Below are 14,318 nucleotides of genomic sequence, written 5' to 3'. Positions count from 1 at the left end.
GCCGTCCCGTCGTGCGCGGCGTTGCGCGTGCTCAGTCCGCGATGAAGAAGCGCTGCGCCTCGGCCAGCGCATTGGCGTCGGCGGCGACGCTGCCGGGCGGCCCGCCCTTGCCCCACAGCGCGCCCATGAAGCGCATGCCGATGAACTCGGCGCACAGCTTGTAGCTGTCGATCATCGGCTGCGCCTTCTCGCGCGAGCCGCTGGTCGTGACGACCCACAGGCGCTTGCCGGCCATGCGCTCCTTGAACTCGAGCCCCGGCACGCGCATCCACGCGCTCCAGTGGTCGAGGTAGAGCTTCAGCGGCGCGGGGATCGAGTACCAGTAGACCGGCGAAACGAACACCAGGTCGCTCGCCGCCAGCGTGGCTTCGAGCAGCGCGAGCCCTTCGCCGTCGGCCGGCATCGGGTAGCTGCCGCGGCCGTGCCGGTGGTCGACGAACGGCGGCAGTGCGTGCTCCGGCAGTCGCAGCCAGGTCTGCTGCAGGCTCGAAGGCAGCGCCTGCGCGGCAGTGCGCGCGAGCTGCTCGGTGTTGCCCAGCACGCCGGGCTCGCGCGTGCTGGCATTCAGGAACAGGAAGCTCATCGGGTCAGATCGGCTGCGTGCGCGCTTCAAGCCACGCCAGCGCGTCGCCGCTCACCAGCGGCGCGAGGCGCTCCCGCACCGTTGCGTGGTAGGCGTTGAGCCAGGCGCGTTCGTCGTCGCGCAGCAGCGCGAGATCGATGCAGCGCGTGTCGATCGGGCACAGCGTCAGCGTCTCGAACTCGAGGAACTCGCCGAAGCCCGCTTCGCCGGCCGGCACGTTGAGCACCAGGTTCTCGATGCGCACGCCCCAGCGGCCCGGGCGGTAAAGGCCCGGCTCGACCGAGGTGATCATGCCCGGCTGCATCGCCATCTCGGGCGTGACGACCGACTTGCTGATCGTCTGCGGCCCCTCGTGCACGTTGAGGAAGTAGCCCACGCCGTGGCCGGTGCCGTGGCCGAACTCGAGCTTCTCGGCCCACAGCGGCGCGCGCGCCAGCGCGTCGAGCATCGGGCCGGGCGTTGCGAGCGGAAAGCGCGCGCGCGACAGCGCGATCGTGCCCTTGAGCACCAGCGTGTAGTCGCGCTTCATCTCGTCGGACGGCGAGCCGATCGGCCACACGCGTGTGATGTCGGTGGTACCGCCGGCGTACTGCGCGCCGGAGTCGATCAGCAGCAGCGTGTTCGCCGCGACGCCGCCCGGCGTGCAGATCACCGCGTGCGACTCGGCGGTCGCCCGGTAGTGCGGCATCGCGCCGTTGGCGGCGAAGCCGGCGATGGTGTTGAAGCTCGGGCTGACGTAGCCGGGCTGCTTCGCGCGCTCCGCCGTCAGGCGCTCGTCGATCGTGAGTTCGGTGACCGTCTCGCGGCCGAGCGCCTGCTCGAACCAGGCGTAGAAGCGGCACATCGCAGCGCCGTCGTGCGCCATCGCCTCGCGCACGAAGGCGGCTTCCGCGGCGGTCTTGCGGCTCTTGGCGAGCGTGGACGGGTTGATCGCCTCGACCACGCGCACCGCGGCCGGCACCGCTTCGCGCAGCGCCAGCGTCACGCGCTTGGGGTCGACGAGCAGCACGGCGCCGGCGGGCAGCGCGGCCAGCGCGGCGCGCGCTTGCGCATAGTCGGCGATGCGCACGCCGTCGGCAGCCAGCCGCGCGGCCAGCGCCGCGTCGACCTTGCCGGCACCGACGAACAGCGTCGCCTCCTGCGCACCGATCAGCGCGTGCGCCAGGAACACCGGGTTGAAGTTCACGTCGGCGCCGCGCAGGTTGAAGATCCACGCCAGGTCATCGACGGTCGAGACGAGGTGGTGGCTCGCGCCGCGCGCGGCCATCGCGGCGCGCACCTGGGACAGCTTGTCGGCGCGCGAAACGGCGGCCTGCGGCGCCGCATGCTCGTAGACCGGTGCCGAGGGCAGGGCGGGGCGCTCGGGCCAGGCCGCGGCGAGCAGGTCGGCGTCGGTGCGCAGCGCGACGCCGGCGGCATCGAGCGCGGCGCGCAGGGCGGCGGCCTGCGCGAGGCCGATCACGGCGCCGTCGACGGCGACGGTCTGGCCGCGCGGCACTTCGCGTGCGAGCCAGTCGATGTGCTCGCTGCTGGCGCCGGTGGCGATCTTCACCAGTTCGATGCCGCTGCCGGTCAGCTCGGCCTCGGCCTGCACCCAGTAGCGGCTGTCGGCGAACAGCGCGGCGCGCTCGGCGCCGACCACCAGCGTGCCCATCGAGCCGGTGAACCCAGAGAACCATTCGCGGCCCTGCCAGTGGCCCGGCAGGTACTCCGACAGGTGCGGATCGCTCGACGGCACGAGCACGGCGGCGACGCGCTCGCGTTGCATCACGTCGCGCAGCGCGGCAAGGCGGGCGCGGGCGGGGGAAGTGCGGGTATCCATCGCGGGATTCTAGGTTTGCGGCGGCGCGGGCCGCGGTGCATCGGCCACGACGCGCGCATGGCGTTCGAAGCTGAAGTAGGCCCAGGCCCAGTCCATCAGTACGACGAAGCGGTTGCGAAAGCCGATCAGGAAGTACAAGTGGATGAAGAGCCAGAACAGCCAGGCCGGCAGGCCGCTGAACTTGACCGGGCCCACGAGCGGCAGATCGACCATCGCGACCGCGCTGTGGCGGCCGATGGTCGCGAGCGAACCGTAGTCGATGTAGCGAAACCGTCGCGTCGCGTCGCCGCGGCGGCGTCGCAGCAGGTTGGCGGCGGCCCAGCGGCCCATCTGCTTGGCGCCCGGGCTCACGCCCGGCACCGGCGTCGGCTCGCCGCGCGTGGGGTAGCTCTTCGCGGCCGCGAGGTCGCCGATGACCTGGATGTTCGCGTGCCCGGCGATCGACAGGTCAGGCTCGACGATCACGCGCCCGGCGCGGTCGAGCGTGCAGCCGGTGCGCTCGGCCAGCAGCCGGCCGAGCGGCGAGGCGGCGACGCCGGCGGCCCAGATCACGGTGCGCGCCGGCAGGCGCTGCGTGCCGTGGCCCGCGTCGTAGTCGAGGCCGCTGGCGTCGATGCCGGTCACGCGCGCGCCGGCGAGCACCTGCACGCCGAGCTTTTCGAGCTGCTGCGCGGCGCGTGCCGACAAGTCCTCGGGCAGCGCGCCGAGCACGCGCGGCGCGCCCTCGACCAGCACGATGCGCGTCGCGCGCGAGTCGATACGCTTGTATTCGCCGCGCAGCGTGTGGCGCGCGATCTCGGCCAGCGTGCCGGCCATCTCGACGCCCGTCGGACCGCCGCCGACCACCGCGAAGCTCAGCCACGCGGCGCGCTCGGCGGGGTCGCTCTCGCACTCGGCGCGCTCGAAGGCCAGCAGCACGCGGCGGCGCAGCTCGAACGCGTCGGCCAGCGTCTTCAGACCGGGCGCGTGCGGCGCCCAGTCGGCCTCGTGGCCGAAGTAGCTGTGCGTCGCGCCGGCCGCGACGATCAGCTCGTCGTAGGGCAGCCGCTCGCCGCTGTCGAGCGCCACGGCGCGGTTCGCGACGTCGATGTCGACCACCTCGCCCATCAGCACCGTGAGCCGTCCGCGCGCGATCTGCTTGCGCAGGATGTGGCGGATCGGCGCGGCGATCGACGGCGCCGACAAGCCGGCGGTCGCGACCTGGTACAGCAGCGGCTGGAACAGGTGGTGGTTGGTGCGGTCGACGAGCGTGACGTCGACATTGGACTTCGCCAGCGAGCGCGCGGCCTCGATGCCGCCGAACCCGCAACCGATGATCACCACCTTCGTCATGCACCCTCCAGGCTCAGCAGCTTCTTGCGAACGAGATGAATGTGGCTGCGCAGCGCATACAGCTCGTCGGCATGCGACAGCGGCACGTTGATGCGGCCCACGCGCGTGTCCAGCTCCTCGAGCGACTGGCGCAGCGTGCGCGCCTGGGCGGCCGAGGGCTCGCGCTCGAGCGCCGCCTCGATCTGGCGCAGTCGGCCGTACCAGCGAAACACCTTGGAGCGCACGCGCATCTCGTACAGCGGCGGCACGATGCGCGAGGCCGGGATCAGCACGACGATGATCGAGGCGATCACCACCCACATGCGGTCGACCAGGTTGGTGAGCCAGAACGGCAGGTAGCGCTGCAGCCACGACGGCCCGCTCGCATAGAAGCGCTCGGCTTCCTTGGCCAGCGGGAACTCGACGTTGCGCGGCGAGGGGAAGTCGCCGCGGCGCTGGAACCAGCCCGCCTCGCCGTGGATCGTGCGCGCGGCCTGCACGAACAGCTGCTGCAGCGCCGGATGCGCGCTCTCGCGCGCGACCAGCATCGCGGTCGGCGCGACCAGGTGCACGTCGCGCGGCGGCAGGTCGCGCGCGAGGTCGATCACGCCGCGCGGCAGCACCACCGGCGCGAGCACCGGCAGCCGGCGGGCATAGGCCTCCGACTGGGCGAAGTCCAGCAGCCCGACGCCGGGGGTCTGCAGCAGCATCTGCACCATCGGCGCCTCGGGCGCCGACGTGAAGGCCACCGCGTCGAGCCGGCCCTCGAGGAACTCGACCACCGCCGGCGTTTGGCCCAGGCGCGTGAGCGTGAGCTGTTCGCGCTCGAGGCCGTTGAGGTCGATCAGGCGCAGCATCAGGTTGGTGACGCCGCTGCCGGGCGCGCCGATGTTGAGCTTCCAGCCGGCCAGCTGCGCCAGCCGTTGCAGGCGCGCGCGGCCGAGCAGGCGCCGGGCGCTGTCCTCGCGGTAGAAGAACCACACCGGCTCGTAGAACAGGCTGCCCAGCGCGACCAGGCCTTCGGGCGGCGGCTCGTCGGGCTGGCGCTGGCGGTCGGCGCCGCCTTGGACGAAGGCGAACTCGACCTCGCCGTCGGGATCCTCGAGCAGCTTGAGGTTGTCGGCCGAGCCCTGCGTGCCGCGCAGCACGACCTCGATGCCGTGGCGCGCGAGCTGTTCCTGGTAGCGCTTGCCGAACTCGGCATAGGCGCCTTGCTCGGCACCGGTGGCCAGCACCACGCGCTTGGGCGGGTTGGGCTGCACCAGCCAGTACGCCAGCGCCAGCGCCGCGGCGCCCAGCAGCACGAACGGGCCGCCGGTGGCGAGCAGCTCGCGCATCGACCAGCGCGAGGATGGCTTCGACGCGGAGGAACTCTCGGTTAGCTGTGCGGCTTCTTCTTCGGCCATGGAAGTCGTCGGCGGGCTGACGATGCACCTCGATTGTGCTGCCAGGGGCGCATTCAACGCGTCACGGCGTGACCAGTGCCGCATTTCGACGCTTTACCGCGCCGCCGGGCCGGCCACAATCGCGCCACTTTCGCCGAGGCGCCCACGAGGCGCACGGTCGCCCGTGTGCGATCTATCCACGATGACCGTCTCCACGCAGTCCGCGCCGCCGCAATCCTTCGACCTCGCCCTCGATCGCCTGGAACGCGATGCGCGTGCCGGCACGACCTTCGCGCGCGAAGCCGGTCTCGAACTGCGCAGCCACTTCCAGCCGATCTTCAGCGTCTCGCACGGGCGCGTGGTTGGCCACGAGGCCCTGTTGCGGGCCAGCGATGCCCGCGCCCAGGCGGTTTCGCCGCCGCAGTTCTTCGCCGGCGACGACTTCCCTTCGCTGCTGTGGCGCGACCGGCTCGTGCGCGCGATGCACACCGCCAACTGGACGCGCATGAACCGCGGCTCGCAGTGGCTGTTCCTCAACATGCATCCGCAGGTCTTCCTGCGCTCGCCGCAGCTGGTGAACGACGCGTTCCAGCGGCGCCTGTTCGACCACTTCGGCGTGCGCGGCGAGCAGATCGTCATCGAGGTGCTCGAGGACGCGGTGCGCGACGACGCCGACTTCGACGCCGCGGTCGAGCTCACGCGCTCGCGCGGCTGCCTGATCGCGCTCGACGACTTCGGTGCCGGGCATTCCAACTTCGACCGCGTCTGGCGCCTCAAGCCCGAGATCGTCAAGCTCGACCGCAGCCTGATCGCGCGCGCGGCCGCCGACGCCTCGGTGCGACGCGTCGTCGTGCAGATGGTTTCGCTGCTGCACGAGTGCGGCGCGCTGGTGCTGATGGAGGGCGTCGAGACCGAGTCCGAGGCCCATGTCGCGCTCGAGGCCGATGCCGACCTGATCCAGGGCTGGTACTTCGCGCGCCCGGGGCCGACGTTGGTCGCCGCGGACCATGGCCAGCCGGTCATCGACCATCTCTGGGCCGGCTTCGACCATCGCTGGCGCGACGAGCAGCGCGGCCAGCGCGAGGCGATCGCGCCGTTCCAGAACGCGATCGGCTATGCCGCCGCGCTGCTCGCGGCCGGCCATCCGTTCGAGGCCGCGGCGCGGCCCTTCCTCGACCTGCCCGGCGCCGAGGTCTGCTACCTGCTGGGCCCGCAAGGCCATCAGATCGGCGAGAACCAGTGGGTCCAGGGGCCCGTCTCGCTCAGCGGCACGGTCTACGCGCCGTTTCGCGACACGCGCGGCGCGCGCTGGGCCCGCCGGCCCTATTTCCGCCAGGCCATCGGCAGCCCGGGCAAGGTGCAGGTGACCCGGCCGTACCGCACGCTGCACGGCACGCACCTGTGCATCACGGTGTCCACGGCCTTCCGCATGCCGGGCGCGGATGGCGGCGAGCTGCGGGTCGTCTGCGGCGACCTCGTCTGCCCCTGAGCTCCCTCTCCCCCGAGCGGGAGTCAAACCGCGCGGCGGCGTGAGTTCAGCCAGCTCTCCGCGCTGTAAACCGCCAGCGCCGCCCAGATCGCCGCGAAGCCGGCCGCGCGTGCCGGCGGGAACGGTTCGTGGAACAGCCACACGCCCACCAGCAGTTGCAGCGTCGGACCGATGTACTGCAACAGGCCCAGCAGCGAGAACGGGATGCGGCGCGCGCCGGCGGCGAACAGCAGCAGCGGGATCGCGGTGATCGGCCCGGCCGCGGCGATCAGCGCCTGCGTGCCGACGCTCGCGTCGGCGAAGCGCAGCTCGCCGTGCGCGGCCCACCAGGCGATCGCCGCGATCGCCACCGGCCCGAGCAGCAGCGTTTCCATCGACAGCCCCTCGAGCGCGCCCAGCGGCGCGGTCTTGCGCAGCAGCCCGTAGCTCGCGAAGCTCACCGCCAGCAGCAGCGCGATCCACGGCAGGTGGCCGGCATCGAAGGTCAGCCAGGCGACGCCGGCCGCGGCCAGCGCGACCGCGCTCCACTGCACCGGACGCAGCCGCTCCTTGAGCACCAGCCAACCGACCAGCACGTTGACCAGCGGGTTGATGAAGTAGCCCAGGCTGGCCTCGACGACGCGCTGGTTCACGACCGCCCAGATGTAGATGAACCAGTTCAGCGAGATCACGCAGGCGCTGGCCAGAAAGGTCCAGCGCGTGCGGCGGTCGGCCAGCGCGGCGCCCAACCACGCGAAGCGGCGCTGCGCGGCCAGCACCAGCACGATGAAGCCCAGCGACCACGCCATGCGGTGCGCCAGCATCTCCATCGGCGGCACCTGTTGCAAGGCCTTGAAGTACAGCGGATACAGGCCCCAGCAGAAATAGGCGAGGGCGGCTTGCAGGATGCCGGTTTGCATGGGGAACGCGCTTCGGCGCCGTACGGGCGCGGGGCGCGCATTCTCGGCCAGCTGCGGCAGCCGCGCCGGCGCAGGGCTTGTGCGCGGCGTCAGGCCGTCAGGCGCGGCGCGTCCTCGGCGGCTCGCCAGCGGCCCTTGCCGGCGCGCTTGGCGAGGTACATCGCGGCGTCGGCGCGCTGGCGCAGCGAGTCCAGCGCCTCGCCGCGGCGCCAGACCGCCAGGCCGATGCTGGGCGTCGCCACGACGCGGCGACCCTTGAGCACATGCGGCGCCGACAGCGCGGCGATCACGCGTTCGCACTGCGCGGCGCGGTCGGCTTCGCCGCCGGCACCTTCGAGAACGATCACGAACTCGTCGCCGCCCAGCCGCGCGACGAAGTCGACGCGGCGAACCGCATCGACCAGGCGCTCGGCCACCGCAAGCAGCAGCGCGTCGCCGGCCTCGTGGCCGAGGTTGTCGTTGACCTGCTTGAAGCCGTCGAGGTCGATGAACATCAGCGCCAGCGGTTCGCCGCTGCGCTCGGCGCGCCCGCAGGCCTGGCGCAGGTGCTCCCCGAAGTGGCGCCGGTTGGGCAGGCCGGTCAGCGTGTCCACGCGCGCCAGCTCGGCCAGCTGGCGCGCCTGTTCCTCGAGCGTGCGCGCCGCTTCGCGCTGGTCGGTGACGTCGCGCGTGATCAAGGCCAGCCCGCCTTCGACCGGCACCAGCTGGTGATGCAGCCAGCGCCCACGCAGCGAGGGCTCCAGCCCGGGCGACTCGCCCTCGGCCGCGACGCCGGTCTCGCACACGCGGATGAAGTTCGGCAGGAAGCCGCCGTCGCGGATCGTCGGCGCGACCTCGCACAGGCGCCGCCCGACGAGCTGCTCGTGGTCCAGCTTCATCATCGAGGCCGCGCGCGTGTTGGCATGCGTGATGCGAAAGTCGACGATGCGCCCGTCCTCATGCTCGGCGCGCAGCACGACCACCGAGTCGAGGCTGCCTTCCAGCGTGGCCGCCAGCAGCGCCTGCGCCTGGCCGATCGATCGGCGGCTGCGCTCGAGGTCGTGCGCCTGGCGCCACAGCGCCAGCGCGCCCAGCACCACCAGCGTGCCGAACGCACCTGCCCAGCCGAGCACCGACCCACGTGCGCGCGCATAGCGCGCGATCACCGTGTCGCTGGCCACGCCGACGACGGCGAACAGCGGCTGACCGTCCACCGGCACCGCGGCGATGAAGTAGTCGCGGCCGTCGATGGGGCTCCTGGCCGCTTCGTGGTCGATGCGCTGGCGCTTTGCGATCCCGAGCATTCGTTGCGTATCCATGCGCCCTTCGAACTGCAGCTGATCGTCGCGCAGGCGCGAGCGCAGCACGTTGTCGAGGCCGACCACCGTGATCGCCGTGCCGGGCGCCTCGCCGGCGCCGAAGCCCTCGGTCAGCGTCGCCGGATCGAGGTAGGCCACGACGACGCCGTCGAACTCGGCACCGCCGCGTGCCATGCCGCGCATCGCCGGCATGTACCAGCCGCCCATGTAGTGACGCTGCGGCGGCCCGATCGTGAGGCCGAGGTCGTTGTAGCGCGCATGGCGCTGGAACGCGGGCTCGTCGGCGATCGCGGTCGGGATGTCGGGCGAGGTGCCGTCGATCACCATGCCGCGCGCGTCGGTGACGAACACCGCGCGCGCGACGTCGAAGGTCAGCAGGCCGGCGTGCCGCAGGTCGGTCAACGTGACCGGATGGCCGGCCTCGCGCATCGACTTGACCAGGCTGGTGATCTGGTCGCCGCGGTGCAGCACCTCCTCGACCCGCAGCGCGAGCCGCTGCGCGGTGCGGTCGGCGTCGCGCAGCGTCTGCTCGACCTGCTCGCGCCACTCGGCACGCAGCGCGATGTTCGTCACGACGGCCAGGCCGGCGAGCACGCTCGCCGCGCATGCCAGCACCGCCGCGGTCAGCGGCACGCGGGCAAGGCGCCGCAGGGCGGCGGTGGCAAAGGCAGGGTCGGACATGGCGGCACAGGTCGGCCCCCGTTATCGGAAGGCCGCTGCTGAAGCTTGAACGCCGCCTTTGCGCTGTATCAAGCGATCGCCAGCAGCTCGACCTCGAACAGCAGCGTCGCGTTGGGCGGAATCACGCCGCCGGCGCCGCGCGCGCCGTAGCCCAGCTGAGGCGGGATCACCAGTCGGCGCGTGCCGCCGACCTTCATGCCGGCCACGCCTTCGTCCCAGCCGCGGATCACCATGCCGGCGCCGAGCGAGAACTCGAACGGGTCGCCGCGGTCCTTGCTGGAGTCGAACTTGCGGCCGGCGACGCCGTCGTTGTAGAGCCAGCCGGTGTAGTGCACGCGGACCTCGTGGCCGGCGGCGGCGGTGTCGCCGGAACCGGCGACGGTGTCTTCGTACTGCAGGCCGGAGGCGGTGGTGGGCATGGCGTGCTCCTCGGTGGGCGTGAAAGGGCGCGAGCATAGCCGCTGGCCGCTTGCGCCCGCGCTACAGCGCGCCGGCCACCGCGTTGATGCCCAGCGCCAGGATCAGCATGTTGAACGCGAACGCCAGCAGCGAATGCCACAGCACCAGGCGGCGCATCGCGCGCGTCGTCACCTGCACGTCCGAGACCTGCGAGGTCATGCCGATCACGAACGAGAAGTACAGGAAGTCGCCGTAGTCGGGGGGGTGATCGCCGGGAAACAGCAGCGCCGGCGCGGCGGCGTGGCGCCGCGCCGAGACGAAGCGATGCGCGTAGTGGAACGCGAAGCGCACGTGGATCAGCAGCCAGCTCAGGCTGACCGTCGCGCCGGCCAGCGCGCCGGCGCCCAGGCGTTCCTCGTCGGGCCGCGCACGCAGACCCACCAGCACCGCGCCGACGGCGACCAGGCTCAGTGCGCAGCCGCCGAGCACCAGCAGCAGCAACAGCAGGCTGCTCGGATCCTCGCGCTCGACGCCGCGCAAGCTGGTGTGCGAGCGCCAGACGACGTGCGCGGCCAGCAGCAGCGCGGTCGCGGCGAAGGCGCACCAGCCCCACAGCAACGGTTCGAGGCGGTGCGCGCCATGCTGCGCGAACGCGGCGGCGATGCCGACCGCGAGACCGACCAGGGCCGCGGCGGCCAGCCGCCAGGTGCCGCCATGGCCGACCGCGGGTGGGCATGGCGGGGCGCCGATGGGGCGTGTTCGCGCGTCTTCACGTGCCGATGCTAGCGAGGCCCGTGCTCGCGGCCGATCGGCCATGGGCTCGGTTCGCCGTTGCCGATTGCCGCGGTCCGGCGGTTCAACGTTGCCAGCCGCGGTCGCGCGCGGCGCGCTCCTGCGCCGCGTCGAGCGTGCTGCCGCCGGCAAGGCGCTCGTCGACCGCCTCGAGCACCGCGCGCGGCAGCGAGGTGTCGGCCTGGCGCATGGCGCCGTCGGCCGCCGCATCGACGCTGCCGGTCGCCTGCACCATCCATTGCCCGCCGTCGCGGCAGGCCAGCCCGGCCACGCGCGCGGCGCTGAAGCTGCGGCAGTAGCGGCCGTCGCGATCGACGAAGCTCAGCTGCAGCGCGACGGCAGCGCCCGGCGCCGGCTCGCTGGCGAGCTGCGAGGCCAGCGCCTGCGCCAGCGCGCCGGTGGCGACCAGCCGGCCGTCGCGCTCGGCCAGCAGCGCCGCATCGCCGCGCGGCTCGAGCTGCAAGCCGAGCAGCACGCCCAGTGCGACGCTGGCCGCGATGCCGCCCCATTGCAGCCAGCGCGGCGTGGCGGCGCGCGCCTGGCGGCGTGCGCGCTCGCCGGCCAGGTCGACCACGCCGGCCGGTGGCGACAGCGGCGCCAGCAGCCGCTCGGGCACCGGCTCGTCGAGCGCGCCGGCAAAGGCCGCGGCGACGCGCTGGCGCTGCGCCTGGAGCGCGGCGACGCGCTCGCGCAGCGCCGCATCGGCCAGCACCGCAGCCGCGACCTCACGTCGCGCCGCGGCGTCGAGCTCGCCGTCGACATAGGCCATCAGGGCCTCGTCGGTCCAGTTCGTCGGATCACCTGCGTTCGTGCTCATCGGGCCAACTCCTTGCGCTCGCTCAACAGCGCCTGCAGCGCCTGGCGGGCGCGCGCCAGGCGGCTGGTCAGCGTGCCGATCGGGATGCCCAGCACCTCGGCCGCCTCCTGGTAGCCCAGGCCCTCGACCAGCACCAGACCGACCACCGCGCGCTGGTCCTCGCCGAGCTGCGCAACGGCCTTGCGCACCGCCAGCGCATCGATCTGCGCCTCGGTCGGCGAGACACCCACATGCTCGCCGTCTTCCTCGGGGCGAAAGGTCTGCTCGCGGCGCTCGCGCGCGCGAAGCTCGTCGATCCAGGCGTTCTGCATGATCCGGAACATCCAGCTGTCCAGACGCGTGCCAGGCGTCCACTGGTCGGTGCGCGTCAGCGCTTTCTCGAGCGCGACCTGCACCAGGTCGTCGGCATCCTCGCGGCGCTGCGCGAGCGTGCGGCCGAAACGGCGCAGGCGCGGCAGCAGGGCCGCGATCTGCAGTCGCACGTCGGAGTCCGGGAAGCTGGCCATCGATGCCGGTAGAACGATCGTCGCGCGGATTTTCTTCCCGGCCTCGCTCGTTATGCTTTCGACGACATGAGGAGCAAGCCCCGACACATCACCGCCGCGCGCCGTGCGGGCCGTTGGCTGGCCGGGCTGGCGCTCGTCGCTGTGCTGCCGGCGCAGGCGCTGGCGCAACTGCGCCTGCCGTCGCTGAACCTGCCCGCGCTGCCCACGGTGCCGTCCACGCCGCCGCTCGGCGAGCCGTTGGCCGATCGGCTGCAGCGCCCGGCGCCGCTGCAGGCGCTGCGCGAGCGGGCGGTGCGCGATCTGCTGCTGCGCCATCCGGACCTCGTCGAGGCCGACCCGTTGGGCGATCCGATCCGCCGCGGCGAGTTGCTGTGGCTGTCGCCGGCCGCGGCCAGCGTCGAGCAGGCGCTGGCCGACGGCTTCGTGCTGCTGCGCCAGGACGACTGGCCCGAACTGGGCCTGCGCAAGCTGGTGCTGCGTCCGCCGCGCGAGCTCGGCAGCGCCGCGGGCGCCGAGCGCCTGCGCCGGCTCGATGCGAACGCGGTGGTCGAGTTCAACCATCTCTACCTGCCGGGCGGCGAGGTGAGCGCCGCGCCCGCGACGGCCGCGAAGGCGCCGCCCGGCGCGGCGCCGCTGCGTGTCGGCCTGGTCGACGGCGGCGTCGATCGCCGCCACCCGGCGTTCGCGCAGGCGAGCCTGCGTGCCTTCGGTTGCGGCGGCGAGGCGCATCCGAGCGCGCACGGCACGGCGGTCGCCTCGCTGCTCGTCGGACGCGAGCGCGGCTTTGCGGGCGCCGTTCCGCAAGCCACGCTGTTTGCCGCCGACGTCTATTGCGAGCGGCCCGTGGGCGGTTCGGCCGAGGAGGTGGCCGCCGCGCTGGCCTGGATGGCGCGCGAGCAGGTGCCGGTGGTCAACGTGAGCCTGGTCGGGCCGCCCAACCGCCTGCTCGAACTGGCGGTGCAGGCGCTGCTGCGACGCGGCCATCTGCTGGTTGCCGCGGTCGGCAACGACGGGCCCGCCGCGCCGCCGCTGTATCCGGCGGCCTATCCCGGCGTGGTCGGCGTCACCGGTGTCACGCCGGCGCGGCGCGCACTGCCGGAGGCGGCGCAGGGCCCTCAGGTGATGCTGGCCGCGCCCGGCGCGGAGCTGGCGGTCGCGCGCGCTGGCGGCGGCTGGCGTGCCGCGCGCGGCACGTCGTTCGCGGCGCCGGTGGTCGCGGGCCTGCTGGCACGCTGGCTTGCGCAGCCCGATCCGCAGGCCGCATCGGCGGCATTGGCGCGGCTGGCCGCCGGCGCGATCGACCTCGGCACGCCGGGCCGCGATCCGGTCTACGGCTTCGGGTTGGTCGGCGAAGCGGCACCGACGCGCGCGAGCGCGATGCGCGCCGGCGACTAGCCGCCAGCACACAGCTCGTTACGTTATCGAGGGAAGAAGCACGGGCGTCACGTCGTTGTGCTGGATGAAGGGCCGGATCGGCCGGCTCTTGCAACAACGCAAAGGAGTGACGTCATGTTCAACGGTGGTTTCGTGCTTCGCTCGACAGTATCGATCGCCGTGCTGTCGGCCTGCGTGCTGGCGACGACGGCGCATGCCGGCCCGCTGGGCGGCGCCGGCGGCGGTGCGCTGGGCGGCAGTCTCGGTGGCGGTCTCAGCGGGGGTATCGGCGGCATGACGGGAGCCGGCACCTTCGGCGGCAGCCTGAACGGCTCGATGGCGCCGCGTCCTGCCGATGTCGCGGGCAAGGCGGCCGAAGCGAAGTCGGCCGCGGCCCAGAAGGCGGCCGACGCGAAAGCGGCTGCGGCCCAGAAGGCGGCCGATGCCAAGACCGCGGCCGGCGACGGCGCGAAGAGCGCCGAGACCGCCGCCGCCGGCGACGGGCAAGGCAGTGCCTCGGCCGGCGCCAGCGCGTCGCGCGATTCGGGCTCGCTCGCGGTCTCTGGCTCGGCGAACGCCTCGGCGAGTCGCTAAGCGATCTTCGGCAACGCGGCCGCCTCTTCGCCGGTGAACAGCCGCGAGCGCGTCAGGAAGCGCAGACCGGTCGGCCGCTCGAGCGAGAACATGCCGCCGTTGCCGGCGATCGCGTCGATGACCAGGTGCGTATGCTGCCAGTACTCGAACTGCGAGCGGCTCATGTAGAACGGCACGCCGCCGATCTCGCCGAGCTGCACGTCGGCATCGCCGACGAGGAACTCGCCGCGCGCAAAGCACATCGGCGCGCTGCCGTCGCAGCAGCCGCCCGACTGGTGGAACAGAAGCTCGCCGTGCTGCGCCCGCAGGCGCTCGATCAGCTCGAGCGCCGCGGGCGTGGCCGACACGCGCGTCACGGTGGTCACGCG

Annotated in this window: 14 protein-coding genes; 3 read left to right on the top strand and 11 right to left on the bottom strand. The window is 72.9% G+C overall.

What is annotated here, in order from left to right; genetic code table 11:
- Positions 1 to 31: 31 nt before the first annotated feature.
- Genes ACO2TI_RS02515 through ACO2TI_RS02500 form a run of 4 tightly spaced genes read right to left on the bottom strand, consistent with a single transcriptional unit; the run spans position 32 to position 5,053 of the window.
- Positions 32 to 583 (bottom strand): flavodoxin family protein, encoded by a 552-nt coding sequence (locus ACO2TI_RS02515; protein ID WP_423281866.1) that lies wholly within the window; start codon positions 581 to 583, stop codon positions 32 to 34.
- Between the two features lie 4 nt (positions 584 to 587).
- On the bottom strand, positions 588 to 2,405 hold the full coding sequence (locus ACO2TI_RS02510; protein ID WP_423281865.1) for a M24 family metallopeptidase: 1,818 nt from the start codon (positions 2,403 to 2,405) through the stop codon (positions 588 to 590).
- 9 nt (positions 2,406 to 2,414) lie between these two features.
- Positions 2,415 to 3,737 (bottom strand): NAD(P)/FAD-dependent oxidoreductase, encoded by a 1,323-nt coding sequence (locus ACO2TI_RS02505; RefSeq protein WP_423281864.1) that lies wholly within the window; start codon positions 3,735 to 3,737, stop codon positions 2,415 to 2,417.
- Positions 3,734 to 5,053 carry a TAXI family TRAP transporter solute-binding subunit gene (locus ACO2TI_RS02500; protein WP_423281863.1) on the bottom strand — a complete coding sequence of 440 codons (1,320 nt, stop codon included), beginning with the start codon at positions 5,051 to 5,053 and terminating at the stop codon, positions 3,734 to 3,736. The genes ACO2TI_RS02505 and ACO2TI_RS02500 overlap by 4 nt, the downstream gene beginning before the upstream one ends.
- A 250-nt stretch (positions 5,054 to 5,303) precedes the next feature.
- Here ACO2TI_RS02500 and ACO2TI_RS02495 point away from each other — a divergent pair, with 250 nt between their 5' ends.
- A complete protein-coding gene (locus ACO2TI_RS02495; protein ID WP_423281862.1) occupies positions 5,304 to 6,590 on the top strand; it encodes a sensor domain-containing phosphodiesterase in 1,287 nt (428 codons plus the stop codon).
- 23 nt (positions 6,591 to 6,613) lie between these two features.
- Here ACO2TI_RS02495 and rarD read toward each other — a convergent pair whose 3' ends face one another.
- The 6 genes from rarD to ACO2TI_RS02465 form a co-directional block, all read right to left on the bottom strand.
- Positions 6,614 to 7,489 carry an EamA family transporter RarD gene (gene rarD, locus ACO2TI_RS02490; RefSeq protein WP_423281861.1) on the bottom strand — a complete coding sequence of 292 codons (876 nt, stop codon included), beginning with the start codon at positions 7,487 to 7,489 and terminating at the stop codon, positions 6,614 to 6,616.
- An 89-nt stretch (positions 7,490 to 7,578) separates the two neighbouring features.
- Positions 7,579 to 9,468 carry a diguanylate cyclase domain-containing protein gene (locus ACO2TI_RS02485; protein ID WP_423281860.1) on the bottom strand — a complete coding sequence of 630 codons (1,890 nt, stop codon included), beginning with the start codon at positions 9,466 to 9,468 and terminating at the stop codon, positions 7,579 to 7,581.
- Positions 9,469 to 9,536: 68 nt separating this feature from the next.
- A complete protein-coding gene (locus tag ACO2TI_RS02480) occupies positions 9,537 to 9,887 on the bottom strand; it encodes an FKBP-type peptidyl-prolyl cis-trans isomerase (protein WP_423281859.1) in 351 nt (116 codons plus the stop codon).
- Between the two features lie 61 nt (positions 9,888 to 9,948).
- Entirely contained in the window at positions 9,949 to 10,683 is a 735-nt protein-coding gene (locus tag ACO2TI_RS02475; protein WP_423281858.1) for a DUF1345 domain-containing protein, read from the bottom strand.
- A gap of 40 nt (positions 10,684 to 10,723) precedes the next feature.
- Entirely contained in the window at positions 10,724 to 11,476 is a 753-nt protein-coding gene (locus ACO2TI_RS02470; protein ID WP_423281857.1) for a hypothetical protein, read from the bottom strand.
- Positions 11,473 to 11,982 carry a sigma-70 family RNA polymerase sigma factor gene (locus ACO2TI_RS02465; RefSeq protein WP_423281856.1) on the bottom strand — a complete coding sequence of 170 codons (510 nt, stop codon included), beginning with the start codon at positions 11,980 to 11,982 and terminating at the stop codon, positions 11,473 to 11,475. The genes ACO2TI_RS02470 and ACO2TI_RS02465 overlap by 4 nt, the downstream gene beginning before the upstream one ends.
- Before the next feature lie 66 nt (positions 11,983 to 12,048).
- On the opposite strand from ACO2TI_RS02465, the gene ACO2TI_RS02460 reads away from it, so the two are divergent.
- Both ACO2TI_RS02460 and ACO2TI_RS02455 read left to right on the top strand, forming a co-directional pair.
- Positions 12,049 to 13,377: a S8 family serine peptidase gene (locus ACO2TI_RS02460; protein WP_423281855.1), complete on the top strand. Its 1,329-nt coding sequence runs from the start codon at positions 12,049 to 12,051 to the stop codon at positions 13,375 to 13,377.
- A gap of 114 nt (positions 13,378 to 13,491) precedes the next feature.
- Positions 13,492 to 13,950, top strand: coding sequence for a hypothetical protein (locus ACO2TI_RS02455; protein WP_423281854.1), 459 nt, complete (start codon positions 13,492 to 13,494; stop codon positions 13,948 to 13,950).
- On the opposite strand, the gene ACO2TI_RS02450 is transcribed toward ACO2TI_RS02455, so the two are convergent.
- Positions 13,947 to 14,315 (bottom strand): DUF779 domain-containing protein, encoded by a 369-nt coding sequence (locus ACO2TI_RS02450; RefSeq protein ID WP_423281853.1) that lies wholly within the window; start codon positions 14,313 to 14,315, stop codon positions 13,947 to 13,949. The genes ACO2TI_RS02455 and ACO2TI_RS02450 overlap by 4 nt on opposite strands.
- Positions 14,316 to 14,318 lie beyond the last annotated feature (3 nt).

This window comes from Caldimonas sp. KR1-144 (genome assembly GCF_049446155.1).
Taxonomy (GTDB): Bacteria; Pseudomonadota; Gammaproteobacteria; order Burkholderiales; family Burkholderiaceae_C; genus Rivibacter.
This window is presented reverse-complemented; position numbering and strand designations above follow the sequence as displayed.

What these genes read in the sequence shown, in the direction of transcription:
- ACO2TI_RS02485 (WP_423281860.1), bottom strand. Translation starts at nt 9,468, where the DNA reads ATGTCCGACCCTGCCTTTGCCACCGCCGCCCTGCGGCGCCTTGCCCGC.
- ACO2TI_RS02500 (WP_423281863.1), bottom strand. Translation starts at nt 5,053, where the DNA reads ATGCGCGAGCTGCTCGCCACCGGCGGCCCGTTCGTGCTGCTGGGCGCC.
- ACO2TI_RS02465 (WP_423281856.1), bottom strand. Translation starts at nt 11,982, where the DNA reads ATGGCCAGCTTCCCGGACTCCGACGTGCGACTGCAGATCGCGGCCCTG.
- ACO2TI_RS02470 (WP_423281857.1), bottom strand. Translation starts at nt 11,476, where the DNA reads ATGAGCACGAACGCAGGTGATCCGACGAACTGGACCGACGAGGCCCTG.
- ACO2TI_RS02510 (WP_423281865.1), bottom strand. Translation starts at nt 2,405, where the DNA reads ATGGATACCCGCACTTCCCCCGCCCGCGCCCGCCTTGCCGCGCTGCGC.
- ACO2TI_RS02475 (WP_423281858.1), bottom strand. Translation starts at nt 10,683, where the DNA reads ATGGCCGATCGGCCGCGAGCACGGGCCTCGCTAGCATCGGCACGTGAA.
- ACO2TI_RS02505 (WP_423281864.1), bottom strand. Translation starts at nt 3,737, where the DNA reads ATGACGAAGGTGGTGATCATCGGTTGCGGGTTCGGCGGCATCGAGGCC.
- ACO2TI_RS02480 (WP_423281859.1), bottom strand. Translation starts at nt 9,887, where the DNA reads ATGCCCACCACCGCCTCCGGCCTGCAGTACGAAGACACCGTCGCCGGT.
- ACO2TI_RS02455 (WP_423281854.1), top strand. Translation starts at nt 13,492, where the DNA reads ATGTTCAACGGTGGTTTCGTGCTTCGCTCGACAGTATCGATCGCCGTG.
- ACO2TI_RS02515 (WP_423281866.1), bottom strand. Translation starts at nt 583, where the DNA reads ATGAGCTTCCTGTTCCTGAATGCCAGCACGCGCGAGCCCGGCGTGCTG.
- ACO2TI_RS02460 (WP_423281855.1), top strand. Translation starts at nt 12,049, where the DNA reads ATGAGGAGCAAGCCCCGACACATCACCGCCGCGCGCCGTGCGGGCCGT.
- rarD (WP_423281861.1), bottom strand. Translation starts at nt 7,489, where the DNA reads ATGCAAACCGGCATCCTGCAAGCCGCCCTCGCCTATTTCTGCTGGGGC.
- ACO2TI_RS02495 (WP_423281862.1), top strand. Translation starts at nt 5,304, where the DNA reads ATGACCGTCTCCACGCAGTCCGCGCCGCCGCAATCCTTCGACCTCGCC.